The organism is Pseudomonas sp. 382 (assembly GCF_002759075.1).
Lineage (GTDB): Bacteria > Pseudomonadota > Gammaproteobacteria > Pseudomonadales > Pseudomonadaceae > Aquipseudomonas > Aquipseudomonas vlassakiae.
In genome coordinates, this window is sequence record NZ_PEMX01000001.1 from 310,225 (window position 1) to 335,138 (window position 24,914).

Annotated in this window: 23 protein-coding genes and 1 pseudogene; 13 read left to right on the plus strand and 11 right to left on the minus strand. The window is 63.8% G+C overall.

Translation table 11 applies throughout. The features are described 5' to 3' along the window. The first annotated feature begins 8 nt into the window (after nucleotides 1-8). From CQW31_RS01575 to CQW31_RS01600, 6 genes are read left to right on the plus strand one after another with little or no spacing between them, the layout of a single operon-like run. Nucleotides 9-1,169 carry an acyl-CoA dehydrogenase family protein gene (locus CQW31_RS01575; protein ID WP_099813542.1) on the plus strand — a complete coding sequence of 387 codons (1,161 nt, stop codon included), beginning with the start codon at nucleotides 9-11 and terminating at the stop codon, nucleotides 1,167-1,169. 13 nt (nucleotides 1,170-1,182) lie between these two features. Further along, nucleotides 1,183-3,282: an acetate--CoA ligase family protein gene (locus CQW31_RS01580; RefSeq protein WP_099813543.1), complete on the plus strand. Its 2,100-nt coding sequence runs from the start codon at nucleotides 1,183-1,185 to the stop codon at nucleotides 3,280-3,282. Between the two features lie 10 nt (nucleotides 3,283-3,292). Next, on the plus strand, nucleotides 3,293-4,900 hold the full coding sequence (locus CQW31_RS01585) for a 5-guanidino-2-oxopentanoate decarboxylase (protein WP_099813544.1): 1,608 nt from the start codon (nucleotides 3,293-3,295) through the stop codon (nucleotides 4,898-4,900). A 29-nt stretch (nucleotides 4,901-4,929) separates the two neighbouring features. Next, the gene (locus CQW31_RS01590; protein WP_099813545.1) at nucleotides 4,930-6,120 is read left to right on the plus strand and encodes a pyridoxal phosphate-dependent aminotransferase; all 1,191 of its coding nucleotides are present in this window, start codon (nucleotides 4,930-4,932) and stop codon (nucleotides 6,118-6,120) included. Beyond that, entirely contained in the window at nucleotides 6,113-7,528 is a 1,416-nt protein-coding gene (locus CQW31_RS01595) for an aldehyde dehydrogenase family protein (protein WP_099813546.1), read from the plus strand. The genes CQW31_RS01590 and CQW31_RS01595 overlap by 8 nt, the downstream gene beginning before the upstream one ends. Nucleotides 7,529-7,561: 33 nt before the next feature. Continuing rightward, a complete protein-coding gene (locus tag CQW31_RS01600; RefSeq protein ID WP_099813547.1) occupies nucleotides 7,562-8,266 on the plus strand; it encodes an NAD(P)H-dependent oxidoreductase in 705 nt (234 codons plus the stop codon). A 169-nt stretch (nucleotides 8,267-8,435) separates the two neighbouring features. Here CQW31_RS01600 and CQW31_RS01610 read toward each other — a convergent pair whose 3' ends face one another. After that, entirely contained in the window at nucleotides 8,436-9,827 is a 1,392-nt protein-coding gene (locus tag CQW31_RS01610; RefSeq protein WP_099813549.1) for an FAD-dependent oxidoreductase, read from the minus strand. Between the two features lie 229 nt (nucleotides 9,828-10,056). On the opposite strand from CQW31_RS01610, the gene CQW31_RS01615 reads away from it, so the two are divergent. Genes CQW31_RS01615 through CQW31_RS01625 form a run of 3 tightly spaced genes read left to right on the plus strand, consistent with a single transcriptional unit; the run spans nucleotide 10,057 to nucleotide 13,484 of the window. Further along, on the plus strand, nucleotides 10,057-11,160 hold the full coding sequence (locus CQW31_RS01615; RefSeq protein ID WP_099813550.1) for a polyamine ABC transporter substrate-binding protein: 1,104 nt from the start codon (nucleotides 10,057-10,059) through the stop codon (nucleotides 11,158-11,160). Between the two features lie 36 nt (nucleotides 11,161-11,196). After that, nucleotides 11,197-12,615, plus strand: coding sequence for an aminotransferase (locus CQW31_RS01620; protein ID WP_054887784.1), 1,419 nt, complete (start codon nucleotides 11,197-11,199; stop codon nucleotides 12,613-12,615). A gap of 53 nt (nucleotides 12,616-12,668) precedes the next feature. Continuing rightward, complete coding sequence (locus CQW31_RS01625) at nucleotides 12,669-13,484, plus strand: helix-turn-helix transcriptional regulator (RefSeq protein ID WP_099813703.1); 816 nt, start codon at nucleotides 12,669-12,671, stop codon at nucleotides 13,482-13,484. Nucleotides 13,485-13,500: 16 nt separating this feature from the next. On the opposite strand, the gene CQW31_RS01630 is transcribed toward CQW31_RS01625, so the two are convergent. Both CQW31_RS01630 and CQW31_RS01635 read right to left on the minus strand, forming a co-directional pair. Continuing rightward, a complete protein-coding gene (locus tag CQW31_RS01630) occupies nucleotides 13,501-14,652 on the minus strand; it encodes an aminotransferase class V-fold PLP-dependent enzyme (RefSeq protein ID WP_099813551.1) in 1,152 nt (383 codons plus the stop codon). 233 nt (nucleotides 14,653-14,885) lie between these two features. After that, entirely contained in the window at nucleotides 14,886-15,950 is a 1,065-nt protein-coding gene (locus CQW31_RS01635) for an SDR family oxidoreductase (RefSeq protein ID WP_099813552.1), read from the minus strand. Nucleotides 15,951-16,023: 73 nt separating this feature from the next. Here CQW31_RS01635 and CQW31_RS01640 point away from each other — a divergent pair, with 73 nt between their 5' ends. Continuing rightward, nucleotides 16,024-16,428: a MerR family transcriptional regulator gene (locus tag CQW31_RS01640; protein ID WP_054887780.1), complete on the plus strand. Its 405-nt coding sequence runs from the start codon at nucleotides 16,024-16,026 to the stop codon at nucleotides 16,426-16,428. Between the two features lie 214 nt (nucleotides 16,429-16,642). On the opposite strand, the gene CQW31_RS31550 is transcribed toward CQW31_RS01640, so the two are convergent. Continuing rightward, a complete protein-coding gene (locus CQW31_RS31550; protein WP_099813553.1) occupies nucleotides 16,643-17,080 on the minus strand; it encodes a hypothetical protein in 438 nt (145 codons plus the stop codon). A 158-nt stretch (nucleotides 17,081-17,238) separates the two neighbouring features. On the opposite strand from CQW31_RS31550, the gene CQW31_RS01650 reads away from it, so the two are divergent. After that, on the plus strand, nucleotides 17,239-17,673 hold the full coding sequence (locus CQW31_RS01650) for an anti-virulence regulator CigR family protein (protein ID WP_054887779.1): 435 nt from the start codon (nucleotides 17,239-17,241) through the stop codon (nucleotides 17,671-17,673). A 344-nt stretch (nucleotides 17,674-18,017) separates the two neighbouring features. Here CQW31_RS01650 and CQW31_RS01660 read toward each other — a convergent pair whose 3' ends face one another. Further along, nucleotides 18,018-18,614, minus strand: coding sequence for an AraC family transcriptional regulator (locus CQW31_RS01660; protein WP_256587329.1), 597 nt, complete (start codon nucleotides 18,612-18,614; stop codon nucleotides 18,018-18,020). Between the two features lie 306 nt (nucleotides 18,615-18,920). Here CQW31_RS01660 and CQW31_RS01670 point away from each other — a divergent pair, with 306 nt between their 5' ends. Beyond that, the gene (locus CQW31_RS01670; protein WP_054887778.1) at nucleotides 18,921-19,772 is read left to right on the plus strand and encodes a LysR family transcriptional regulator; all 852 of its coding nucleotides are present in this window, start codon (nucleotides 18,921-18,923) and stop codon (nucleotides 19,770-19,772) included. Between the two features lie 13 nt (nucleotides 19,773-19,785). On the opposite strand, the gene CQW31_RS01675 is transcribed toward CQW31_RS01670, so the two are convergent. The 4 genes and pseudogenes from CQW31_RS01675 to CQW31_RS01690 all read right to left on the minus strand — a co-directional run bounded on the left by CQW31_RS01675 (nucleotide 19,786) and on the right by CQW31_RS01690 (nucleotide 22,975). Then, entirely contained in the window at nucleotides 19,786-21,240 is a 1,455-nt protein-coding gene (locus CQW31_RS01675; protein WP_054887777.1) for an MFS transporter, read from the minus strand. A 177-nt stretch (nucleotides 21,241-21,417) separates the two neighbouring features. Next, a pseudogene (locus CQW31_RS01680) lies at nucleotides 21,418-22,008 on the minus strand (EamA family transporter); the annotation flags it as partial. A 181-nt stretch (nucleotides 22,009-22,189) separates the two neighbouring features. Next, a complete protein-coding gene (grxC, locus tag CQW31_RS01685; protein ID WP_054887776.1) occupies nucleotides 22,190-22,444 on the minus strand; it encodes a glutaredoxin 3 in 255 nt (84 codons plus the stop codon). 12 nt (nucleotides 22,445-22,456) lie between these two features. Further along, nucleotides 22,457-22,975, minus strand: a complete 519-nt coding sequence (locus CQW31_RS01690) for a carboxymuconolactone decarboxylase family protein (protein WP_099813556.1) — start codon at nucleotides 22,973-22,975, stop codon at nucleotides 22,457-22,459. Nucleotides 22,976-23,103: 128 nt separating this feature from the next. Between CQW31_RS01690 and CQW31_RS01695 the strand changes: the two genes are divergently transcribed. Continuing rightward, on the plus strand, nucleotides 23,104-23,928 hold the full coding sequence (locus CQW31_RS01695) for an AraC family transcriptional regulator (RefSeq protein ID WP_099813557.1): 825 nt from the start codon (nucleotides 23,104-23,106) through the stop codon (nucleotides 23,926-23,928). Between the two features lie 126 nt (nucleotides 23,929-24,054). Here CQW31_RS01695 and CQW31_RS01700 read toward each other — a convergent pair whose 3' ends face one another. Together CQW31_RS01700 and cynS are read right to left on the minus strand one after the other, a co-directional pair. Continuing rightward, entirely contained in the window at nucleotides 24,055-24,312 is a 258-nt protein-coding gene (locus CQW31_RS01700) for a DUF2790 domain-containing protein (protein ID WP_054887773.1), read from the minus strand. A gap of 109 nt (nucleotides 24,313-24,421) precedes the next feature. Next, a complete protein-coding gene (cynS, locus tag CQW31_RS01705; protein WP_054887772.1) occupies nucleotides 24,422-24,892 on the minus strand; it encodes a cyanase in 471 nt (156 codons plus the stop codon). Nucleotides 24,893-24,914 lie beyond the last annotated feature (22 nt).

Genomic DNA, 24,914 nt, shown 5'->3' on the forward strand with positions numbered 1-24,914 from the left:
AACAGGCCATGAATTTCCAACTGACCCAAGAACAAGAAATGTTGGTGGATGCCGTACGCAGCTTCGTGACCAAGGAGCTGTTGCCCCATGAAGAAGCCGTGGACCGTGCCGACCAAGTGTCGCCGGAACTGGCTGCGCAGATCCGTGGCAAGGCCATCGCCGCCGGCTTCTACGCCTTCAACATGCCCGAGGAAGTCGGTGGCGGCGGCCTCGACTACCTGTCCCAGGCCCTGATCGAGCGTGAGCTGTCGAAGGTCTCCTGGGCACTGCACGTGTTCGTCGCCCGGCCGTCGAAGATCCTCATGGCCTGCACCGGCCAGCAGGTCGAGGACTACCTGCTGCCGTGTATCCGTGGCGAGAAGACCGACTGCTTCGCCCTGACCGAACCGGGTGCCGGCTCCGACGCCAACTCGATCAAGACCCGCGCCGTGCGCGACGGCGACGATTTCGTGATCAACGGCAGCAAGCATTTCATCAGCCATGCCGGCCACGCTGATTTCGCCATCGTCTTCGCCGTCACTGACACCTACGAACACAACGGCCGCAAGCGCAACGCCGTCACCGCCTTCCTGGTCGACCGCGGTACCCCGGGCATGACCATCCGCCGTGGCCCGAAATGCGTGAGCAACCGTGGCTACCACACCTACGAACTGTTCTTCGACGACTGCAAGGTCCCGGCCGCCAAGGTGCTCGGCGAAGTCGGCAAGGGCTGGGAGGTGGCCAATGCCTGGCTGACCGCAGGCCGGGTCATGGTCGCCGCCAACTGCGTCGGCCAGGCCCAGCGTGCACTTGACGTGTCACTGCAATGGGCGGCCGACCGCAAGCAGTTCGGCCAGCCGATCGGCACTTACCAGGGCGTGTCGTTCAAGCTCGCCGACATGGCCACGCAGATCCGCGCCGCCGAACTGCTGACCCTGCACACCGCCTGGAAGATGGACCAGGGCAGCATGACCGATGGCGAGGCCGGCATGGCCAAGCTGTTCGCCAGCGAAGTGCTCGGCAAGGTCGCCGACGAAGCGGTACAGATCTACGGCGGCATGGGCCTGATGGACGAAGGGCCGGTCGAGCGGATCTGGCGTAATGCGCGCATCGAACGGATCTGGGAAGGCACCTCGGAGATCCAGCGGCACATCATCTCGCGCGAACTGCTGCGTCCACTGCTGCGCTGACCGGAGCATCCCCATGTCGCAAGCCATTCGTGACAACCTCAAACGCCTGCTGGCACCCCGGCACCTGGCTTTCGTCGGCGGGCGCAGCATGGCCCGTGCGCTCAAGCGCTGTGCCGAGGGCGGCTACCCGGGCCAGATGTGGCTGGTCAACCCGCAGCAGGACAGCATCGACGGCGTGCCCTGCGTGCGCAGTGTGGCCGAACTGCCCTGCGCGCCGGATGCGGTGTTCATCGCCACCAACCGCGAACTGACCCTCACCTGTGTCGCCGAACTCGCCGCCAAGGGCGCGGGCGGGGCGATCTGCTATGCCTCGGGCTTTGCCGAAAGCGGCGCCGAGGGCGAGGCGCTGCAACAGCAGCTGCTTGATGCCGCCGGCAACATGGCCCTGCTCGGGCCCAACTGCTACGGCCTGCTCGACTACCTGCACAGTGCCGCCCTGTGGCCGGTGGCCCATGGTGGCAAGGCGGTAGAGAAGGGCGTGGCGGTGCTGACCCAGAGCGGCAACTTCGCCTACAACCTGTCGATGAGCGACCGCTCGCTGCCGGTGGCCTACATGGCCTCGGTCGGCAACCAGGCACAACTGGGCATCGCCGAGCTGATGGACGTGTTGCTCGATGAACCCCGGGTCACCGCCATCGGCCTGCACCTGGAAGGCCTGAAGAACGTGCCGGGCTTTGCCCGTGCCGCGCACAAGGCGCTGGAGAAAGGCATCCCGATCGTCGCGCTGAAGACCGGCGTGTCGCAGATCGGCGCCGAGCTGGCGCTGAGCCACACCAGTTCGCTGTCCGGTTCCGATGCCCTGTACGACAGCCTGTTCGAGCGCCTGGGGGTGATTCGCGTCAGCGGCCCGGTAAGTTTTGTCGAAACCCTCAAGGCCGCCGCCTGCGGCAACCTGCCCAAGGGCTCCAGCCTGATCGCGCTGGCCTGCTCGGGCGGCGATGCCGGGCTGATCGCCGACTACAGCGAAAGCAACCAGCTGACCCTGCCGGCCCTGGACGCCAGTCAGGTCGAGGAACTGGCCCAGGTGCTGCCGGCCTACGCCAACCTGGTCAACCCCCTGGACTTCACCACGGCGATCTGGGGCGATGGCCCGGCCAAGGCGCGCATGCTCGACAGCGCCCTGCGCAGCGACGCCGACGCGGCGATGCTGGTGCTCGATTACCCCGCCGAGTTCACCGGCGAGCGCAAAGAGTGCGACCTGCTGCTGGAGTTGTACTGCGCGGCGCTCAAGCGCCATGGCAAGACCGGCTTCGTCACCTCGGCCTTCCCCGAACTGCTGCCGGCCAGCGCCCGCGAGCGCCTGCACGCGGCCGGCGTGCCGGCGCTGCAGGGGGTGGAGGATGGCCTGGCAGCCTGGGGCCGGGTCGCCCGCTACGCACAGCAGCGTCCGGCGTTGCTGGCGCTGGGCGAATCGGCGCTGGTACCGCTGTGCCCGCCACCGCTGGCCGGCGCTAGCCGCCTGCTCAACGAATGGAACGCCAAGCAGGCTCTGCGCGGCTTTGGCCTGCCCATTCCGCAGGGGGTGCTGAGCAGCCCGCAGCGTGCGCTGGCCGATGCTGGCCAGGTGGGCTTCCCGCTGGTGCTCAAGGCGGTCAGCGCGCAGTTGCCGCACAAGACCGAGGCCGGCGCGGTGGCGCTGAACCTGGCCGACGCGGCAGCGCTCAGCCGGGCGCTTGAGCAGATGCGCACGCGCATCGCAGCTCATGCGCCAGGGGTCGCCTTTGACCAGGTGCTGCTCGAGCCGATGGCCAGCGCGCCGCTTGCCGAGCTGATCGTCGGCATCAAGCGCGAGGCGGATTTCGGCCTGGCGCTGGTGATCGGTGCTGGCGGCATCCTCGTCGAGCTGCTCAAGGACAGCAGCAGCCTGCTGCTGCCGACCACCGACGGTGCTATCCGCAAAGCCGTACTGGGACTGCGCAGCGCAGCCTTGCTGCAGGGCTTTCGGGGCAAGCCGGCGGCCGACCTGGATGCCCTGGTCGCTGCCATCCGCGCAGTGGCCGACTACGCCTGCGAAAACGCCAACCAGCTGCTGGAGCTGGATGTGAACCCCCTGATGGTCGGTGCCCATGGCACCCTTGCGGTCGATGCCTTGATCCGCCTCGGCCAAGTGTAAGGACATGAACATGACGAACCCCACACTCACGGGCGGCCAGGCGCTGGTGCGCCTGCTGGCCAACTACGGCGTCGACACCGTCTTCGGCATCCCCGGCGTGCATACCCTGGAGCTGTACCGCGGCTTGCCCGGCAGCGGCATCCGCCACGTGCTCACCCGGCACGAGCAGGGCGCCGGCTTCATGGCCGACGGCTATGCCCGGGTCAGCGGCAAGCCGGGCGTCTGCTTTGTCATCACCGGCCCCGGCGTGACCAACGCGGCCACCGCCATCGGCCAGGCCTACGCCGACTCCATTGCGCTGCTGGTGATTTCCAGCGTCAACCACACCGCCAGCCTGGGCAAAGGCTGGGGCTGCCTGCACGAGACCCAGGACCAGCGCGCCATGACGGCGCCGATCACCGCCTTTTCCGCCGTGGCGCTGAAGCCCGAGGACCTGCCGGAACTGGTCGCCCGGGCCTATGCCGTGTTCGACAGCGAACGCCCGCGCCCGGTGCATATCTCGGTGCCGCTGGACGTGCTGGCCGCGCCAGTGGCGCGGGACTGGAGTGATGAAGTAGTGCGCCGCCCCGGTCGCGGCCCGGCCAGCCTCGACAGCCTGCAACAGGCAGCCGCCAGGCTGGCGGCGGCGAAGCGCCCGATGATCATCGCCGGCGGTGGCGCGCTGCAGGCGGGCGCCGAGCTGCAGCAGTTGAGCACACGGCTGGCGGCGCCACTGTTCACCAGCGTCGCCGGCAAGGGTCTGGCGCCTTTGGACTCGCCGCTCAACGCCGGCTCCACCTTGTGCGTCGAACCGGGCTGGGCGCTGATCGCCGAGGCTGACGTGGTGCTGGCGGTCGGTACCGAGATGGCCGACACCGACTTCTGGCGCGAGCGCCTGCCGCTGACCGGCGAGCTGTTGCGGGTGGATATCGACCCACGCAAGTTCAACGACTTCTACCCCTGCGCGCTGGCATTGCACGGCGATGCCCGGCAGACCTTGGCGGGGCTGCTCGAACAGTTGCCGGACGGCGTGCGCGATGCGACCCAGGCATGTGCGGCAGTGGCGCGCCTGCGCGCCGCCGTGCAGGCGAACCACGCGCCCTTGCAGGCGATGCACCAGGCGATCTTGCAGCGGGTCGCAGCCGAGCTGCCGGACAACGCCTTCATCAGCACCGACATGACCCAGCTGGCCTATACCGGTAACTATGTGTTCAACAGCCGGGCACCGCGCAGCTGGCTGCACCCCACCGGCTACGGCACCCTTGGCTACGGCCTGCCGGCCGGCATCGGCGCCATGTTCGCCACAGCCGACCGCCCGGGCCTGGTGCTGGTGGGCGACGGTGGTTTCCTCTATACCGCCCAAGAGCTGGCAACCGCGGTCGAGGAGCTGGACCGCCCGCTGGTGGTGCTGCTGTGGAACAACGATGCGCTGGGGCAGATCCGCGACGACATGCTCGACCTCGATATCGAGCCCATTGGCGTATTGCCGCGCAACCCGGACTTCGCCGGCCTGGCCCATGCCTTCGGCTGCACCGTGGCGCAGCCGCAGAACCTTGACGAACTGCAACGTGACCTGCGCGGCGGCTTTGCCCGCAACGGCGTGACCCTGATCGAACTCAAGCACGCCTGCGCGCGCTGAGCCCACCCCGCACAACAGGACAACCAGCCATGCGATTTTCCTCTTTGACCCAACGGATCGCCGGCGATGGCGCCGCCGCCTGGGAGATTCACTACCGCGCCCTGGCCCTGCTCGAACAGGGCCGCGACGTGCTGCTGCTTTCGGTCGGTGATCCCGACTTCGATACTCCGGCGCCGATCGTCCAGGCCGCCGTGGCCAGCCTCGAAGCCGGCAATACCCATTACGCCGACGTGCGCGGCAAGCGCAGCCTGCGCGAGGCCATTGCCCGCCGCCACCAGCAGCGCAGCGGCCAGGCGGTCACGGCCGACCAGGTGACGGTGCTGGCGGGGGCGCAGTGCGCGCTGTTCTGCGTGGCGCAATGCGTGCTGGAGCCGGGCGATGAAGTGATCGTCGCCGAGCCGATGTATGTCACCTACGAGGCGGTGTTCGGTGCCTGCGGCGCCAAGGTGGTGCCGGTGCCGGTGCGTCCTGAGCATGGCTTTCGCGTGCAGCCCTCGGACGTCGCTGCACGGATCACTCCGCGCACCCGTGCCCTGGCGCTGAACAGCCCGCACAACCCCTCCGGTGCCAGCCTGCCGCGCAGCAGCTGGGAGGCCCTGGCCGAACTGTGCATTGCCCACGACCTGTGGCTGATCAGCGACGAGGTCTACAGCGAGCTGCTGTTCGAAGGTGAGCACATCAGCCCCGCCAGCCTGCCCGGCATGGCCGAGCGCACGGCAACGCTGAACAGCCTGTCCAAGTCCCATGCCATGACCGGCTGGCGGGTCGGCTGGGTGGTCGGTTCGCCGGCGCTATCGGCACACCTGGAAAACCTGGCGCTGTGCATGCTGTATGGCTCGCCAGACTTCATCCAGGATGCGGCGGTGGCCGCGCTGGAGCAGCCGTTGCCGGAACTGGAGGGTATGCGCGAGGCTTACCGCCAGCGCCGTGACCTGGTGTGTGCCAGGCTTGCTGGCTGCCCAGGCCTTCGGGCCCTCAAGCCCGATGGCGGGATGTTCGTGATGGTCGATATCCGCGAGACCGGGCTTAGCGCACAAGCGTTTGCCGACCGCCTGCTCGACTTGCACGGTGTGTCGGTGCTGGCCGGTGAAGCGTTCGGCCCGAGTGCGGCCGGGCACATCCGCCTGGGCCTGGTGCTGGGCGCCGAGCCGCTGGGTGAGGCCTGCCGGCGCATTGCCCGCTGCGCCAGCGAACTGCTGGAGGCGCAGCCCAATGCGTGAATACCGCCGTTTGTTCATCGATGGCCGCTGGCAGCAGCCGGTGGGGCAGGGCATGGCCGAGGTGATCGACCCGGCCAGCGAGGCGGTGGCCGGCAGGGTGCCGCTGGGTAACGAAGACGATGTGCAACACGCCGTCAATGCGGCGCGAGGGGCGTTCGCCGCCTGGGCGCGCACGCCCTCCAGCGTGCGCGCCGGGTACATCCTTGCCCTGGCCGAGCAGCTCAAGGCGCGGGCCGACGAGATGGCCGCGGTGATCACCACCGAGCTGGGCATGCCGGTGCAGTGGTGCCGGTCGGTGCAGGTCGACGGGCCCATCGTCGGGCTTGAACAGTACGTCCAACTGGCCGGCCTGATGGACGAGGTGCGCGAAGTCGGCAATTCGCGACTGTACCGTGAGGCGGTGGGTGTATGCGCCTTCATCAACCCGTGGAATTACCCGCTGCACCAACTGATCGGCAAGCTGGCACCCGCCTTGGCCGCAGGCTGCACGGTGGTGGTCAAGCCAAGCCAGGAGACCCCGCTGCACGCCTTCCTGCTGGCGGAAATGATCGAGGCCATCGGCCTGCCGGCCGGGGTGTTCAACCTGGTCAGCGGGCCGGGGGCGAAGGTCGGCGAGGCGCTGGCGCGGCACCCGCAGGTGGACATGGTCTCGTTTACCGGGTCGACCGGCGCGGGCGTGCGGGTTGCCCAGGCCGCGGCGCCGTCGGTGAAGCGGGTGTGCCTGGAGCTGGGCGGCAAGTCGCCGTTCCTGATCACCGCCGACGCCCCGCTGGAAACGGCGGTACGCCATGGCGTGCAGGACGTGATGATCAACTCGGGGCAGACCTGTACCGCACTGACGCGCATGCTGTTGCCGGCCTCGCGCTATGCCCAGGCCTTGGAGATCGCCGTGGACGAGGCCCGCAACCTGGTGATGGGCGACCCGCAGGACCCGCGCAGCTTCCTCGGGCCGATGTGCTCGGCCGGGCAGCGGCGCACGGTGCAGGAGTACATCCGGGTCGGCCAGCAAGAAGGTGCGCGGCTGGTGTGTGGCGGTGAGACCGCAGCGGGCTTCGAGCGTGGGTTCTATGTGCCGCCGACGATCTTCGCCGAGGTCGACAACCGCATGCGCATTGCCCAGGAGGAAATCTTCGGGCCGGTGCTGTGCCTGATTCCCTACACCGACGAGGCCGAAGGCATTGCCCTGGCCAATGACTCGCCGTTCGGGCTGTCCAGCGCGGTGTGGGCGGGTAGCCGCGACCAGGCGCTGCAACTGGCCCGCCAGCTGCGCGCGGGACAGTGCTTCGTCAATGGCGGGGCGTTCAACTACCAGGCACCGTTCGGCGGCTACAAGCAGTCGGGCAATGGCCGCGAGTGGGGCGAGGAAGGCCTCGACGAGTTCGTCGAGGTCAAGGCCATCCAGCTCTGATCCGTTCACATTGAAGTGTTTGAGGGGTTACCCATGAAAGTACTGATCGTTCACGCTCACCCTGAGCCTCGCTCCTTCACCGCCGCCCTGCGTGACCAGGCGGCACAGACCTTCCGCGCCCAGGGCCATGAGGTGCAGGTCAGCGACCTGTACGCCATGGGCTGGAACCCGGTGGCCAGCGCCGACGACTTCAACCAGCGGGAAAACCCGGAATATCTGGTGTACGCGCTGGAGCAGCGCCTGGGCGTCAAGAGCGGCACCATCGCCCCGGATATCCAGCAGGAGCTCGACAAGCTGCTATGGGCCGACCTGCTGGTGCTGAACTTCCCGATCTTCTGGTTCTCGGCTCCGGCCATGCTCAAGGGCTGGATCGACCGCGTGCTGGTGTCCGGGGTGTGTTATGGCGGCAAGCGCTTCTACGATCAAGGTGGCCTGGCCGGCAAGCGCGCGCTGGTGACCGTGACCCTGGGCGGGCGTGAGCACATGTTCGGCGAGGGCGCGATCCACGGGCCGCTTGAAGACATGCTGCGGCCCATCCTGCGCGGGACCCTGGCCTATGTCGGCTTCGAAGTGCTGGAGCCGTTCGTGGCTTGGCATGTGCCGTACATCAGTGACGAGGCGCGCCAGGCGTTCCTGCGCAGTTACGAGCAGCGTCTGCAACACCTGTCGGATGACCTGCCGCTGAGCTTCCCACGCCTCGACCAGTTCGATGAGGCACTGTATCCGCTGCCGCGCTGATCACAGGCGCGGTCTGAGCGACTGCGCAAATACCTGTGGGAGCGGGCGTGCCCGCGAAACAGGCGATGCGGTGGATGGCACCGGCGTTGCCGGTGTTCGCGGGCACGCCCGCTCCCACAGAGATTGCGCAAGTTTTCATAAAGGACAGACCGATGCCAGGGTCATCCGCTCATGCCTTGTCCGCCTTGCCGGCTGCCGCGGCGAACTTGGCCAGCTGAACATCCAGCCGACGAGGGCGCCGGCCGAGGTCCTCGGCACGCTCCTTGCGGCGAATGGCGTTGCGTACCATCAGTGACCCCAGGTAACGGATGGGTTCCGGCGGGAAATGCCCGAGCGGGCCGTTGAGCAATGGCGAGCGGGTCCAGGCGTTGTCCAGCCCCAGCACCAGCGACGACAGGATCTGGCCGCCCATGTGGCACGGGCCCACGCCACTGCCGGAATAGCCGAAGCCATAGAAGATATTGCCCTTGGCGCCCATGCGGCCGAAGAACGGCAAACCGGTGACCGAGCGATCCGAAGGGCCGTTCCAGGTGGCTGCGATATCGACGCCGGTGAATGCCGGGAAGAACTTTTCCAACGAATCGCGCAGCAGGTTCGCATAGGGTGATGGCTGGTCGAACACCGGCAGCATGCGCCCGCCGAAGGCGAAGGTATTGCCGCCTTTGCCCAGCATGATTCGCCCGTCGGGGGTGTTGTGGTAGTAGTGCACGAAGATCCGTGAGTCGAGCACGGTCACGCCGCTGGTCAGGCCGATACGCTCCAGCAGGTCCGGGCGAGGTTCGGTGATGATCATGTCGCTCGAGACAATGGCCACCGAACGTGCGAATTGTGGAAAGGCCCGGGCCATCCAGGCATTGATCGCCAGCACCACATTGGCGCAGGTGACTTTGCCGTGGGGTGTGATCACCGTGGCTGGCTGCCCTTGCTCCAGGCCGACCATCGGCGAGCCTTCATGAATGCGTACGCCAAGCTGCAGCGCTACACGGCGCAGGCCACGTACCAGCTTGGCCGGCTGTACGCTGGCCGCTGCGGGCGAGTACCAGCCTTCCAGGTGCTGGGCCGAGCCCGCCATCTGTTGCACGTCGGCCAGCGGGCGTTTGCAGAAGGTATTGATGCCATGGCGCTCCAGCGCGGCGACCACCGCGTCGGTGGAGCCGACCTGAGCCTGACTGGTCGAGGTGTACAGCGTGCCGTCGAGACGGTAGTCGGCATCCACGCCGTATTTTCTGCAGAAGTCGCCGATCGCGTAGATGCTCTGCTCCGACGCTTTGACCAGGCGCACGGCCTCTTCCAGCCCGAACAGCCGCTCCAGGGTAAAGAACTTCGCCGACCAGGACAGCGCACAACCGCCGTTGCGCCCACTCGCGCCGGCGCCGCAGATATCCGCCTCGACGATGACTACATCGAGTTCGGGGTTGTGTTCCTTGAGCATGATGGCGGTCCACAGGCCGGTATAGCCGCCACCGACGATGCAGACGTCGGCCTGGATATCCTGCCGCAGGGGCGGGCAGGGTTCGTCGGGCTGATTGTTCAGGGCTTGTTCCAGCCAGAAAGGGCGCATCGTGCTTCTCCAGAAAGGGACCGGGAAGGGCGCCGAGCCATGGGCACCCTGTGCCATGCATCCTTGCAGTGCACTGTGCATAAATAAAATCGATCTAACGTATGCATACATAAGTTCAGTCTATGTATGGCTGACCCCACCCATTCGGGTTATGGCCCTATGGCCCAATCCGCCCGATAGTGGCTCCATCGCTCGCCCGAGCCGATCCTGATCACACGATGGAGTTGCTATGCGCAAGGCATTGAAGGTGATTTCCAGTCTGCTGATGTGTTGTACCGCCACGGCCGCCCTGGCCACCGAGGCAGACACCAGCAACACGCTCAGGTTGTACAACTGGACCGACTACATCGGCGAAAATACCCTCGCCGATTTCGAGAAGCAGACAGGCATCAAGGTGATCTACGACACCTTCGACGGCTACGAGACGGTCCAGACCAAACTCCTCACCGGCCGCTCCGGCTACGACCTGGTGATGCTCAATGGTTCGCTGGTGCCACCGCTGATCAAGGCCGGGGTGTTCCAGCCGCTGGATAAAACCAAGCTGCCGAGCTGGGCCAACCTCGACCCGCAAGTGGTGCAGAGCCTGCAAGCCTTCGACCCCGGCATGAACTACTCGGCGCCTTACACCTGGGGCAGCTCCGGCATCACCTATAACGTCGACAAGATCAGGCAGCGCATGCCCGACGCGCCTATCGGCTCGCTGGCCATGCTGTTCGACCCAAAGATCGTCTCGCGTTTCGCCGACTGCGGCGTAACCGTGATGGACGCCCCCAGCGAAGTCATCCCGCTGGCTCTCAAGTACCTTGGCAAGGACCCACAGAGTGCCAGGCCCGACGACCTCAAGGCCGCCCAGGACGTGCTCATGGGCATCCGCCCCTACATCAAGAAGTTCGACTCGGTGAATTACCTCACCAGCCTGCCCAACGGTGACGTATGCATGGCCCTGACCTGGTCCGGCGACTACGCGACCGCCCAGGCCCGTGCGGTGGAGGCGAAGAAGGACATCAAGCTGGCGTTCTTCATTCCCAAGGAAGGCTCGCTGATCTGGTTCGACAGCCTTTACCTGCCCAGCGACGCCCCGCACGTGGCCAACGCCCACCGCTTTATCGAATACCTGCTGCAGCCCAGGACCATGGCCGAGGTGACCAACTTCATCCACTACGCCAACAGCAACGCGGCCGCCACGCCCCTGGTGCAGGCCGATATCCGCAACGACCCGGCGATCTACCCCGACCAGCAAACCCGCGAACGGCTGTTCACCCAGAAGTCCCACGACCCGCAGGCCATGCGCGCCATCACCCGGGTCTGGAGCACGGTCAAGACCGGCATCTGACCCCTTTCACCGTACCGATCCGAAAAGGAATTGCTTATGGCTACCGCGACTCGCCCATTGGCCGCCACCCTGAACCATGACCCGCTGGTGCAAGCCGACAAAGCCCACTACATGCACGGCTACCACATGTTCGACGAGCACGCCGAGCAGGGCGCGCTGAACATCCAGGCCGGTGACGGCGCCTACATCCACGACACCCAGGGCAACCGCTTCCTCGATGCCGTCGGCGGCATGTGGTGCACCAACATCGGCCTGGGCCGCGAGGAAATGGCCCTGGCCATCGCCGACCAGGTGCGCCAGCTGGCCTATTCCAACCCGTTCTCGGACATGGCCAACCCAAAAGCCATCGAGCTGTGCCAGAAGCTTGCGAGCCTGGCGCCCGGCGACCTTGACCACGTGTTCCTCACCACCGGCGGGTCCACCGCCGTGGACACTGCCTACCGGCTGATCCAGTACTACCAGAACTGCCGCGGCAAGCCGCATAAAAAACACGTGATCGCCCGCTACAACGCCTACCACGGCTCGACCTGCCTGACCATGTCGATCGGCAACAAGGCTGCCGACCGGGTGCCCGAGTTCGATTATGCCCACGAGCTGATCCACCACGTCTCCAACCCCAACTTCTACCGGGCGGGCGATGACCTGGACGAGGCCGAGTTCCTCGACTTCCTGGTGGCCGAGTTCGAGGACAAGATTCTCTCCCTGGGCGCGGACAACGTCGCCGCCTTCTTCGCCGAACCGATCATGGGCTCGGGCGGGGTGATCATCCCGCCCACAGGGTATTTCCAGCGCATGTGGCAGGTCTGCCAGACCTACGACATCCTGTTCGTCGCCGACGAAGTGGTCACTTCGTTCGGCCGCCTGGGCACCTTCTTCGCCTCCGAAGCACTGTTCGGTGTCACCCCGGACATCATCACCACCGCCAAGGGCCTGACCTCGGCCTACCTGCCACTGGGCGCGTGCATCTTCTCCGAGCGCATCTGGAAGGTGATCGCCGAGCCGGGCAAGGGCCGCTGTTTCACCCACGGCTTCACCTACAGCGGGCACCCGGTGTGCTGCGTGGCGGCGCTGAAGAACATCGAGATCATCGAGCGGGAAAACCTGCTGGCTCATGTCAACGACGTCGGCGGCTACCTGGAGCAGCGCCTGCAGACCCTTGCTGCACTGCCGCTGGTCGGCCAGGTGCGCTGCATGAAGCTGATGGCCTGCGTCGAGTTCGTCGCCAACAAACAGACCAAGGCGCTGTTCCCGGACGCGGTGAACATCGGCGAGCGCATCCACGTGCGGGCGCAGGCCAAAGGGCTGCTGGTGCGCCCGATCATGCACCTGAACGTGATGTCGCCGCCGCTGATCATCACCCACGCCCAGGTGGACGAGATCGTCGACACCCTGCGCAGCTGCATTCTCGAGGCGGCGCAGGAACTGACCGAGCAGGGCCTGTATCACGGCCAATGATCGACCTGCAGCCAAAGATGCGCGCGCGTGCCCCGGCCGGTAGACTGCGGGGCATGAGCCGAGCACACGAAAACACCACAATAAACCTGCCGTTTCATGCCCTGCAGCAATGGCACAGCGCCCTGCAACAGGCCTTCGCCCACAGCGAGGGCCCGGACGCGCTGGCCTGGCTGGCGGCGGCCATCAGCCAGCTGGTGGCCGCCGAGTCGATGCTGATCAGCCTCGAACGCAAGGGCCAGCCGCCGCAGCTGCTGTACCAGCAGGGCATCCCGGCCCGCTACCACGAGGCGGTGCTGGAGCGCTATTTCGCCGCAGGCTACCTGCTCGACCCGTTCTGCCTGGCGGTGCAGAAGGGCCTGGCGCAGGGCTTCTACCACCTGGAAGACATCGCCCCGGACAACTTCTTCGACAGCGACTACTACAAGACCTATTACCTGGGCACCGGCTGCAGCGAGGACAGCTACTTCATCGTCGACCTGGGCAACGACAGCAAGATCTCCCTGAGCCTGTTCCAGGGCTGCAGCGGCGCGCGCCTGGGCGTGGCGCAGCTGCACCTGCTGCAGGCGGCGGAGCCGATGGTTCGCGAGCTGCTGATGCGCTTTGCCCGGCATGGCCTGGAGCCGCAACCGCAGGCCGAGGAGAGCGTGCAGGCGGCGTTCGACAGCTTTGGTTGCGGGGTACTCACCGAGCGCGAGCGGCAGGTGGCGCAGATGGTGTTGCAGGGGCACTCGGTGAAATCCACCGCCCATGAACTGGGGATTTCACCCGAGACCGTGCGGATGCACCGCAAGAACCTGTACCTGAAGCTGCAAATCAATTCGCAGTCGGAGCTGTTCGCCCAGTTCATCGGCTGGTTGCGGCGGGTCTGAGCGCAGATCCTCCGATTCAGCCTGGCAGCGGGTGGTCACGGCTCAGCACTTCGTCCAGTGCCTGCTCAAGGGTGCTGACGGTGCGCTCGATATTGTGCAGCTTTTCCAGCCCGAACAGACCAATGCGGAAGGTCTGGAAGTCGTCTGGCTCGTCACATTGCAACGGCACGCCGGCGGCTATCTGCAGGCCGTGCTCGGCGAATTTCTTGCCGCTCTTGATATGCGCATCATCGGTGTAGCTGACCACGACCCCAGGGGCCTGAAAACCGGCTGCGGCCACGCTCTTGATGCCTTTGCCGGTCAACATGGCGCGCACTCGCTCGCCCAACGCTTGTTGTTCGCTGCGGAGCTTGTCGAAACCATAGGCGTGCATCTCGTTCATCACATCGTTGAAACGCGCCAGTGAATCGCTGGGCATGGTCGCATGGTAGGCATGCCCGCCCTGTTCGTAGGCTTGCATGATCTGCAGCCATTTTTTCAGGTCGCAGGCAAAGCTGCTGCTCTGCGTCTGCGCGATGCGTTCAAGGGCCAGGGCACTGAACATCACCAGGGCGCAGCAAGGCGAGGCGCTCCAGCCTTTCTGCGGGGCGCTGATCAGCAGGTCCACGGCGCACTGGTGCATATCGACCCACAGCGTGCCTGAGGCAATGCAGTCCAGCACGAACAGGCCCCCCACCGCGTGCACGGCGTCGCCGACGGCCCGCAGGTACGCGTCAGGCAGGATCATCCCGGATGAGGTTTCGACATGGGGGGCGAAGACCACCTGTGGCTTGTGCGCCGCAATGGCCGCCAGCACTTCGTCCAGAGGGGGAGGGGCGTAGGCCGCCTGGCGACCCGTTTCCACCGGTCGGGCCTTGAGCACCGTGGTGGCTGGCGCAATGTTGCCCATCTCAAGGATCTGGCTCCAGCGATAACTGAACCAGCCGTTGCGTATCACCAGGCATTGCTGGTGGGTGGCAAACTGCCGCGCCACTGCCTCCATGCCGAAGGTGCCGCTGCCCGGGACCACCGCAACGGCCTCGGCGTTGTAGACCTGTTTCAGTGTGCTCGAGATGTTGTTCATCACACCTTGGAAAGCCTGCGACATGTGATTGAGCGAGCGGTCGGTGTAGACCACCGAGTACTCGACCAGCCCATCGGGATCGATACCGGGATAGATCTTTGACATGGGTGACTCCTTCGGCAGAGATGTCAGTGGTATCGACCTTGGCCCAAGCATTGGCAAATGACAAGCTTGGGCTTGCGCTGGCGGCAACCCCACGGCACTGCGGCATCAATGCCGGCTATCGTCAACCCTGCGCCTGCCGTCACGTTGGCGTTGATCGGGGCCTTGAGCACTATCCGCGATGACGCCATTGCCGAAGTGCGATTGCATGATGACCTTCCTTGTGACCGGTTGAATCAGTGGGGCAAGTGATTCGTGACGTAGCGCGCCGTTTTTTCCAGCGTTCGTGCCAGATCGGGATGGGTCAACCGATACTTGCGCTCCAGTTGCCTGCTGCGGTTCATGTCAAAGCGCTGCGTCTGGATAAAGTTCAACGACTCGGCGCTGATAGCGAATCGAGCCGCCAGGCCGGGGATCGTCAATAGCCACTTGATCAACCGGATTGCGACATGGCGCCGAGGAGCCTTCACGCCCAGTGTCTTTGCCAGTTGCTCGAGCATCCCCTGCAGGGTCGCTGAGCCCTCGTCGAGCGCCAGGACCTGCCGGTTGGCCATCGAGGGGTCGAACGCCACGCAGGTTATCATCGTCGCCAGGTAATCGACGCTGACGACCGGCAACCAGTGGCGGTCTGTACCAGGGACAGCCTTGAAGCGGCCTTGGGCAAGATTGCGAATGAGATCGGCCAGCGGTTGTCCTTCGAGGATGTGCCCCGTTTCGCTGTGGCCGCACACCGTAGCGGGATGGACGATCGTATAATCCGCGTCTGCTTCCTGCAGGTAGCGGATAACGGCAAAATGCGACTCGAGCTTGCTGCCTTCGTAGCCACCCACACGGCCGTAGACTGCAGGCCAATGGGTGTTTTCAGGGCACACGATATCCACCCCGACCTTGGCAAGGTAGGTAAGGTTCTGCAGCATGTAGCCGCCCACCATCACCAGCCGGATGTGCTGGCTGGCCGCAAGCCTTGCCACTCGCAGTGCCCCTTGCACATTGACTTCGCGAGCGCGCTCCATCGTCAGCCCCCAGGTAAATTGCGCCGCCAGGTGGAAGGCCACCGCCGCCGAAGACACGCGTTGCCGGTCTGCTTCACTGAGCCCAAGCCCCTCCCTGCTGATATCGCCCTCGACTGCATGGATATACGCGGCGTCACCTCCCAGGCTGCTTACCTGTTGCCTGAGACGGTCGATGTTTTCCGGGCTGCGCATGAGCACCCAGGCCTTGTGCCCTGTGGCAGTGAGGCGAGCCAGCAAATGTTGACCGACAAACCCACTGCCGCCTGTGACGAAGCATTCCACGCCCATGTCTGACTCCTTGTTTGGATGATCGGCGCAGGCTAAGGTGTAGAGCGTGCTCTACAGTCAAGGAGTTTTTACGGTGAATATCGGGGAGCTGGAGCGCCGCAGTGGCATCGGTCGCCATGCATTACGCTATTACGAGCAGCTCGGGCTCATCGTGGCCCATCGACTGGCCAACAATTACCGTAGCTACAGCGAGCAGACCGTGGCTGATCTGGCCCTCATTCAAAGTGCCCAGGGCGGAGGTTTTTCACTCGCAGAGATCAGGGACATCCTTCAGGCCAAGCGGGGAAATACCATCGATTGCGCACAAGGCGCGGCGTTGGTCGCCAACAAGATGGCCGACATCCAAGCGAAGATCACAACCCTGCAAGCCGCTTATGCGTTTCTCGAGGCAGAGCGTGCGAAGCTTGAAGCCAGTGCCATTGCCAATGGACTGACTGTTGCGCACCTGCCTGTCCATGGACGCACCTCGACCGCATAGCCTGACCACAAGGGCGTTGAGCGAGGCCCGCGTTCGTTGTCAAAAATGGCCGGTCGCCAGTGACTGCTATCGGCTTTGCTGGAAGGGCCCCTTTGGGCTCAGAAACGGTTCCAACGGCTGCCCAGACTTTAACGCCTATCAGTACTAGCCAAAAAGCCCAGCACAAGCCGGGCTTTTTGAAAACGTTAGGTCTATACCGCATCGAGCTGCGAAATCATCGATCATTCTTTGAAGAAGATCTGACGGCGTTGGATAGACCTCTTGAATTGTGATCACCTGGAGTCGTTCGTGAGATGGCAGTGGATTTGGCCAAACCGCGAGTGTCTTTGGAGTGTGCGATACCCGAGGTAGTGGTACCGTGGCCATTATCAGCGTTGCGGGAGCTCCCGTAATGGTTGCCGCTTACACCGTGATCGCGTGTGGCCTTGCCAGCGTGATCGCTTCCAGCGCTCTGGCCATTTCCGCTGTTCCCTCCCATACCACCTGAATGCCCACCTCCATGTCCGCCGCCATTACCGCCACCGTTGCCACCTCCATGACCACCACCGCCTTTGGCATAGGCGGAACCAATGGGTGAGACATCTGCGGGTACGAATGGAATCATCCCGAGTGCCAATGCACAAGCAAAGGCAGCAAGCACGGGTTTTCTCATTTTTATTCGCCTCCAGAGGCGTGTGGTAGAGCTGAAGGTGCCAAACAGACCGACATTAGATGATTAAGTTCTTGAATCCCGACGGAATGCTCGCACCCGGCTGGCATTGCCTCTACCAATAGATTAGCTACTCTCTGGTTGGATAAGGTCCCAAGGAAATGCATACCATGAGAAGGAAATTGAGTATCGCCGCAGCTTTTTCCCTGGCTCTGGTTGTAAGCCCGATCTTGCTGGCAGATCCCGGGAAAGGGAAAAGCCACGACAAGGGAGGACAACACGCAAGCCAAGGTCATCAGGGCAACAGCAATGACTGGCACGAAGGGCCTTCCATCGATTTAGGAGGGGTGCGAGTCATCCTCAATGACAACCGCAATTACTGGAATCCAGGCTCTCCCTTACCGCCAGGTATCCAGAAGAATCTGGCGCGCGGCAAGCCTCTCCCGCCCGGGATTGCGAAGAAGCTGGATAGCCGACTGATCGGGCGACTTCCTCATTACAATGGTTATGAGTGGCAGCAAGCTGGGACTGACCTGCTGCTTGTGGCTATCACTTCAGGTGTCATCTATGAGGTACTACACAATGTGCTTGACTAAGTCCCGTAGACCCATGAATTGGATCTCGTGACCAGCAAAAGCTTGAGCCACCTGGTGCCGAGAAAATGTTCAGGGTGTATCAGGTGACCTGATCAGAAGTGTGTGACCGACGTGACTGAATTCATGGTGGCGCAACAGACCGTATCAAACTGAAGCTCAATGGCCTGTGCCCTGTCGAGTACAGGGCTCAGGCTGCAGCGTCCGAATTTTAGGGGCAGTCCACTTTGTGGGAGCGGGTTTACCCGCGAACACCGGCACAGCCGGTGCCATCCACCGCGGCGCCTGCTTCGCGGGTAAACCCGCTCCCACAGGGTGCAAGTAGCGCTCACGGTATCGTTTGTTTTTCAACGGCAGCTTCGGGTCTGGGTTGCCAACTGCGCGCTGAACTGCGATTGCCCGCCCGGTCGTTTACAGAACATCACCATCTCTCGCGCCACTTTCAGCGCCAACTCCCTGCCGTGATCCTCTTCTAGCAGTGCCAAAGCTAAGTCCATACCCGCGGTGACACCAGCCGACGTGTAGAGGTTGCCGTCCTTGATAAAAATGCTATCAGCGTCGACTTCAGTCTGCGGGTGCTCTTTGGCGAGTTTCGCGCTGGAATTCCAGTGGGTCGTGACACGACGCCCGTCAAGCAGGCCGGCGGCGGCCAACAGGAAGGCGCCGCTGCAAACCGAGCCGATGCGGCGCACCTTCATAGCATGGGTGCGCAGCCACTGCTGCAAGGCAGGGTTGAGCACGATCTCGTCGATCTGCGGACCTCCGGCCACGAGCAAGGTATCGATCCTGCCTTTATAGGTTTCGAAGGTCTCGTCGATGGCGAGCTTCAAACCGCTTGAGCCTTTGATCATGCCTTTTTCGGTGCCGATCACTTCGACTCGGTAGGCCCGCGGGTTGCCCAATTGCTTAGCCGCCTCGGCGAAGACATCAGCCGGACCGACCACATCCAGCAGTTGAACGCGGGGAAGGCAAGGAAGGCGATGCGCATGGTGTCTGTCCTCGTCGGATCATTGGCTGAAAATGTCGTAATGCTACGGTTTCAGCCAGTATCTGTTTGGCTGAAAACACCAGCTCCTGGTTACTGCTGATCGTTGCCGGGTTCCTGGAGATCGCCTTTGCGGTTGGACTCAAATCCGCCAATGGCATGGAGCGGCCTTGGTACTACCGGCCTCGCCGGGAAGCCCCTTTGGGATTGCAGCCACGCCATCATTGTTGCAACCTCATCGCTCATTCTGGCACGAGAGGGCAGTATGGACTGGAGTGACATGCGGATCTTCCTGGCGATCGCGCGCAGTGGCTCGTTGGGAGGGGCCGCCAAGGCGTTAGGGGTCAGTCACCCGACCGTCGGGCGGCGCTTGCAGGTGCTCGAACAGGCCAGTGGACAAGCGTTCTTCCTGCGCACTGGCCAGGGGCTGGTACTCACCGATAATGGTGAGCGGATTCTCGACCTGGCGCTCGCCATGGAGCACAGTGCGCTGGCCATCGAACGTCGTCTGGCGGGGCATGGCGATCAGCCTGAAGGGCTGTTGCGCATTTCCTCGGCCGACTGGTTCGCCTGTCATGTGCTGTCGCCGGTGCTGGCCGAACTGGCACGACGGTATCCATTGATCGTGCCCGAAGTCATTGCCGGGCATCGGCTGTTCGACCTTGCCCGTCGCGATGCCGACATCGCTTTCCGGATCGTGCCCTTCACCGAGCCTGACATTGTCCAGCGCAAACTGACGACCTTGCCTTACGGGCTCTACACCGCATTGCATGCCCCGGCGCCACACCCGGGCGGCGAGGGGCTGGGGTTGATCCTGATGAACGTTGCCCAGGCCCATTACCCGGATGTGCACTGGCTGCAGCAGCGCTACCCGCAGTCTCGCACCGTGTTCACCAGCAGCAGCCGGACGGTCCAGGCACAGATGTGTGCGCAAGGGCTTGGGGTTGCTGTGTTGCCACGTGTGCTCGGCGACTCGGTGCCCGGCCTGCGGCTGCTGGACGAGCATCAGCCACCACCGGGGCGGGACATCTGGATGGGCTATCACCGCGACATGCGTCAGCTGGACCGGCTACGCGCCCTGGCCGACCTTGCCTCCGGCATGATCGGCGCAGGGTAGCAGGTTGCGGCGCTCAGCTCGGGCGCATCGCCGCTGCCTCCGCCAGCGGTGCCGGCTGCCGCGCCAATGTCAGGCTCAGCGCAACCCCTACGGCCAGGCAGGCGGCCATGTACAGAACGGCGACCACGAAGGCGTGGCTGATACGAGCTTCCGTTACCGGTTCCCCCAGCACGGTGTAGAACACGCCGCCGATGACGGCCACGCTCAGCGAGGTACTGATCTGCAAGGTCGCGCTGGTGATGCCTGCGATCATCCCGGCATACGCCGGCGCGACCCGGCCCGTGACCAGGCGCATCAACGTCGGCAACGCCAGGCCCTGTCCCAGCCCGATCAGCAACAGGCTGACCGCCAGGAACGTGAAGGGCGGGGCAAGGCCAGGCGGAGTCACTGACACCAGCCAACCCAGCCAGAGCAAGCCGATGACCTCCAGCGCCATGCCTGACGGGTTCACATAACCGCCGAGCACGCGCCTGAGAAGGGGAACCGAGAGCGGGCCGATGAGGAAGCCGGCACCGAACGGCAGGAAGACCAGGCCGGCATCCAGTGCGCTCATCTGCAATGCACCTTGCAGATAGATCGAAAACAGCAGGAAGAACACGCCAATCGCGTAGAAACACAGCGCTATGGATAACGCCCGGCCCAGCCCGGGGGCTTGCAGAGCGGCCGGCGCCAGCAAAGGGGTTCCGCCGGCGCGGTGCAGGCGCGCCTCATAGCGCCAGAACAACGCCCCCAGTACAGGCGCAGCGGCGAGTGACAGCCACGCCCACCACGGCCATCCCGCTTCACGCCCCTCGATCAGCGGCACGACCAGAGCGCCGAGGGCCAGTATCGACAACGCCGTACCCACCAGGTCCAGCTTGCTTGCCTGCAGCGCACGGGTGTCCTTGAGCACGGGAATACCGAGTGCAATCACCAGCAATGCGATCGGCAGGTTGACCAGGAATATCGCGCGCCAGCCCATGCCGAACAGGTCGAGCGCGATCAGCACGCCACCCAGCGCCTGGCCGATCACTGACGCCAGGCCAAACACGGCCCCGTACAGGCTCAGGGCCAATGACCTTTCCGCTGCCGGAAAAATTGTCTGCACCGAGGCGAGTGCCTGCGGCGCCATCACGGCGGCGCTCACGCCCTGCAAGGCGCGCCCGAGCACCAGTACCCAGGGCGCAGTCGCCACACCGCACAGCAGCGAAGCAGCGGCGAAGCCCAGCAGGCCGATGAAAAACATCCGCCCGCGCCCATACAGGTCGCCAAGGCGCCCGCCGGTGATCAGTGTCACGGCATAGAGCGTGGCATAGGACGCGATCACCAACTGCTCGGCAGAGGGGCCTGTGCCCAGGTCCGCCTGTATCGAGGGCAGCGCAACGTTGACGATGAAGAAATCCAGCGGCGGTAGAAACGCGCCGACCAGCAAGATGGCGAACATCAACCAGCGCCGGGGTTCGGTGGCTTCATTTTCGATTCGAGACATGACGGGTATCCTGTGTGGCAACTCCGGCTTCATACGCGGGCAGGCCAGGTTTTATGGAGCCTGGCTATTGCCCGCTCGTACCTTGGCCGATGGGCCACACTCTAGGGAATCTCATCCCGGCGCGCGCCTTACGAAACTGCACGGGCAAGGTTCACTGCTGTCAGTGGCGTCATCACCTCAGCGAGGGGTAGGGTGGTTGGGCTTGCGCTCATCGCGGCTGGATCGTCGGGCCTCGGCGCGTACCACCAGGCAGATCCCGACCGCCGATAGCGCCATCCCCGCTGCCATCTGCCAGGACAACGGCTCATCGAACATCGCCCAGGCCCAGAGCAGGGTGATCGGTGGGCTGAGATAAAGCACGCTGGCGACGCGGGTGGCCGAGGACCTGCGCAGGCAGACCCAGTACAACCCATAGCCACCCAGCGTCGACAGAACTACGGTCCACGACACGCTCAGTGCAAAGCCTGCGCTGGCAACCGGTGCCAGGCTGCGTTGGCTGCCTTCGAGGGCTGCGAAGGCGAAACACTGCAGCCAAATGTTCGGCAACAAGCCTATGGCCTGCACCGTGCTGCGTTTTTGCCACAACGTGGCGACCGTCAGCGAACACATGCCGGCCACGGGCAGGCCGACCCACACCTGCAGCGGCAGGCGCTCGCCCAGCAGCAACGCCGCGAGCAGCGCCATGCCCAGCGGCAACAGGTCGGCGCATAACGCGGCAAGGCCGGCGGGTACACCCAGGGCAATGCCCTGCGTCACGCCGGCGAGGTAGGACCACCACATCCTTTTCGTGCGCAGCCCGGCATCGGACGGCGACGCCGCCGTGACTTTGCTGGCGCGGGCGATGCGGCAATCGTTTCGACTGTAGGCAAGGGGCGCACAGCAGGCGGGTAGATATCGAAGAATCCCGATAGCTTAGCCCCCCCCTCGCATGGCCAACCACTCCTGAACCTCAAGCACGTAGCAATCTGTCCAACTCAGCCTTTTGATCCAGGCGCGCCAAGTCATCAAAGCCGCCTACATGCACATCTTCCACGAAGATCTGCGGAACGGTCCTGCGACCGGAGCGCTGGAGCATCTGCGCCAATGCTTCAGCGGACTGCTCAACATCAATCTCGATCGGAGTAACGCCTTTGCTTGAGAGCAATCGCTTGGCACTTACACAGTAAGGGCAGTGCCGGGTGGTGTAGATAGTCACTGGGTTCATGGCGCTTGCCTCCTAGCGGGCCGATGGCGGAAAGTCGATATCGGTCGTGGCGACATTGTTCAGGTAGTTGGTCAGGGTCAACAGTGTGACCTGTGCTATCACTTCCACTATCTTGCTGTCGGTGAGACCCGCTTCGCGTGCCGCCGCGAGCTGTGCATCGCTCACCTGGCCGCGGCTTCCGGTGATCTGATGGGCCAGCGTGGCGACCGCGTTGAGTGTGCCTTCGCGGGCTTGGCTGATGGCTTCATCACTCAAGCCGGCCTTGGTAGCAAAGAAGCCATGGGCTGCAAGGCAGTAGTCGCAACCATTGATTTGCGAGGTGGCGAGGGCGACGACTTCGCGCTCGGCGGCGCTGAGTGAACCCTTGCCCAGGGCCTGCGCGAGCCCCAGGTAACCATTGAGTGCAGCCGGCGAGTGCGCCAGCGTCCTGAATGCATTGGGAATGAAGCCCAGGCCTTTCTGAATACCCTCCAGGGCAGTTCGCGAGCCGGCAGGGGCTTGGTCCAGCGAGAGTGCAGTAATACGGGTCATGGCAGTTCTCCTGTGGGATGCTCGATCGGTTTGTCGATCGGCTTGATAAGAATCGTAAGGGAATGAGCTTTCCTTTCGGCTTCAGATCGTCGAAGTTATGCAACAGATCGTCTAAACCTGAAGGCGCCATGGACCGACTATCGACATTGCTCAAACACTTCAACTTGCAGGCGTCCACGTTTCACCAAGGTGGATTCTGTGGCATCACGCCGGTTCACGGGGAGCACGGTTTCGGTCATGCGCATTTGCTGCGTTCAGGGCAGCTGACCTTGATCGACAAGCGCGGCCAGCGCACCGAACTTGCTGAGCCAAGCCTGATCCTGGCGGTGCGCCCGCAGGCTCATCAGCTGTTGGCGAGCGAAGCCGATGATGCGCAACTGATATGCGCCACCTTGCATTTTGATGGGGGGGCCGACAATCCGCTGACCTTGGCGCTGCCGGATTTTCTCATCATGCCATTGCGCGAATTGCAGGGCCTCAATGGCACCCTCGACTGGCTGTTTGCAGAGGCCTTTGGCGACGAATGTGGCCGCGAGGTAATCCTCAATCGGCTATTCGAACTGATGGTGATTCAGTTGCTTCGGCACCTCATGGCCAGGCGGACCATCGACTCAGGGATGATGGCAGGTTTGGCCCATGCTCAGCTGTCCCGGGCCCTGGTGTGCATTCACGACCAACCTCAGCGCAACTGGTCCGTGGCGGCGCTGGCCGATCGCTCCGGCATGTCGCGGGCCAGCTTTGCTGCGCACTTTCGCGAGACCGTGGGTATCACGCCGGCAGATTACCTGGCGAACTGGCGCATCAGCCTGACCCAGAAGCGCCTGCGCGAAGGCCGCCCGATTGCCCTCATTGCAGATGAAGTGGGCTATGAAAGCCCGTCTGCGTTGGCCCGCACTTTTCGCCGGAAGGTGGGTACAAGCCCGAAAGAATGGCTGCTGCAGAACAGGCCATGATGATCAAACGGTCCGCTGTTCTCGACAAGGGCTCGATGGATGATTTGCTGTAAGCGCCTGAAGGCCTCGGTCACAGCGCCCGTGATGTGCAGGCGTTGGCCTTCAGGCTTGCGTATTGACCGCGCATCAATTATTGGAACAACCATTTCCCATGATGCGGTACTCCATGACATGCCGCTCGCCATTGGAGTCATCGTAAGTCAGCTGCATCGGTACCACGTCGCAGACATCGGGCACCGGCGTGACAGCCACCACGTGCGCGATATCCAGGTGTTGAGCGTAGCGATAGGGTTCGACCGCAACCTGTGTGGCCTGGGTAACCTGTTCATCGGCAAGCGCAACAGAACCCAGGCAGCCCAGGAGCAATATGGATAACAGTTTCATGGTAATCACCTGAAGTGGGGCGCAAGAAGGCCAGAGCACCCAAGCGGTGCTCAGTCGTCATGAAGGTTGGAGAGTGGCCCGGCGCCGTCAGACGCCGGGCTGAGCTGCATCAGAAAGGCTTGGTGGGCAGGTATTTGCCATCCAGGGTGATCACGGCACGGTGGCCACCCTCGGGATCTTCGACCTTCTTGATGTCCAGCTTGAAGTTGATGGCACTGATGATGCCGTCACCGAACTTCTCGTGGACCAGCGCTTTGAGAGTTGTGCCATACACCGACATCATTTCGTAGAAGCGGTAGATGGTAGGGTCGCTCGGCACGCCGTCGAAGAAGCTGCCGCGGATCGGCATCGATTGCAGCAGTGCTACTTGATCGGCATCGAGGTCGAGTTTTTCTCCCACCACCTTCGCGGCGCTTTCCGGCAGTGGGTGCTGGCCAAGCAGGGCAGCGGTGACAAAGGCTTCGGACAGGCCAGTGCCGTCAACGATCTGTGCGAATGACAAGTCCTTGCGAGCCTTGGCCTGAATGATCACTTCGGTCAGTTCCTGGCGAGCGGTACGGGTGGCTTGAGTCTGGATCATGGTGAATCTCCTGGGTCAGTAA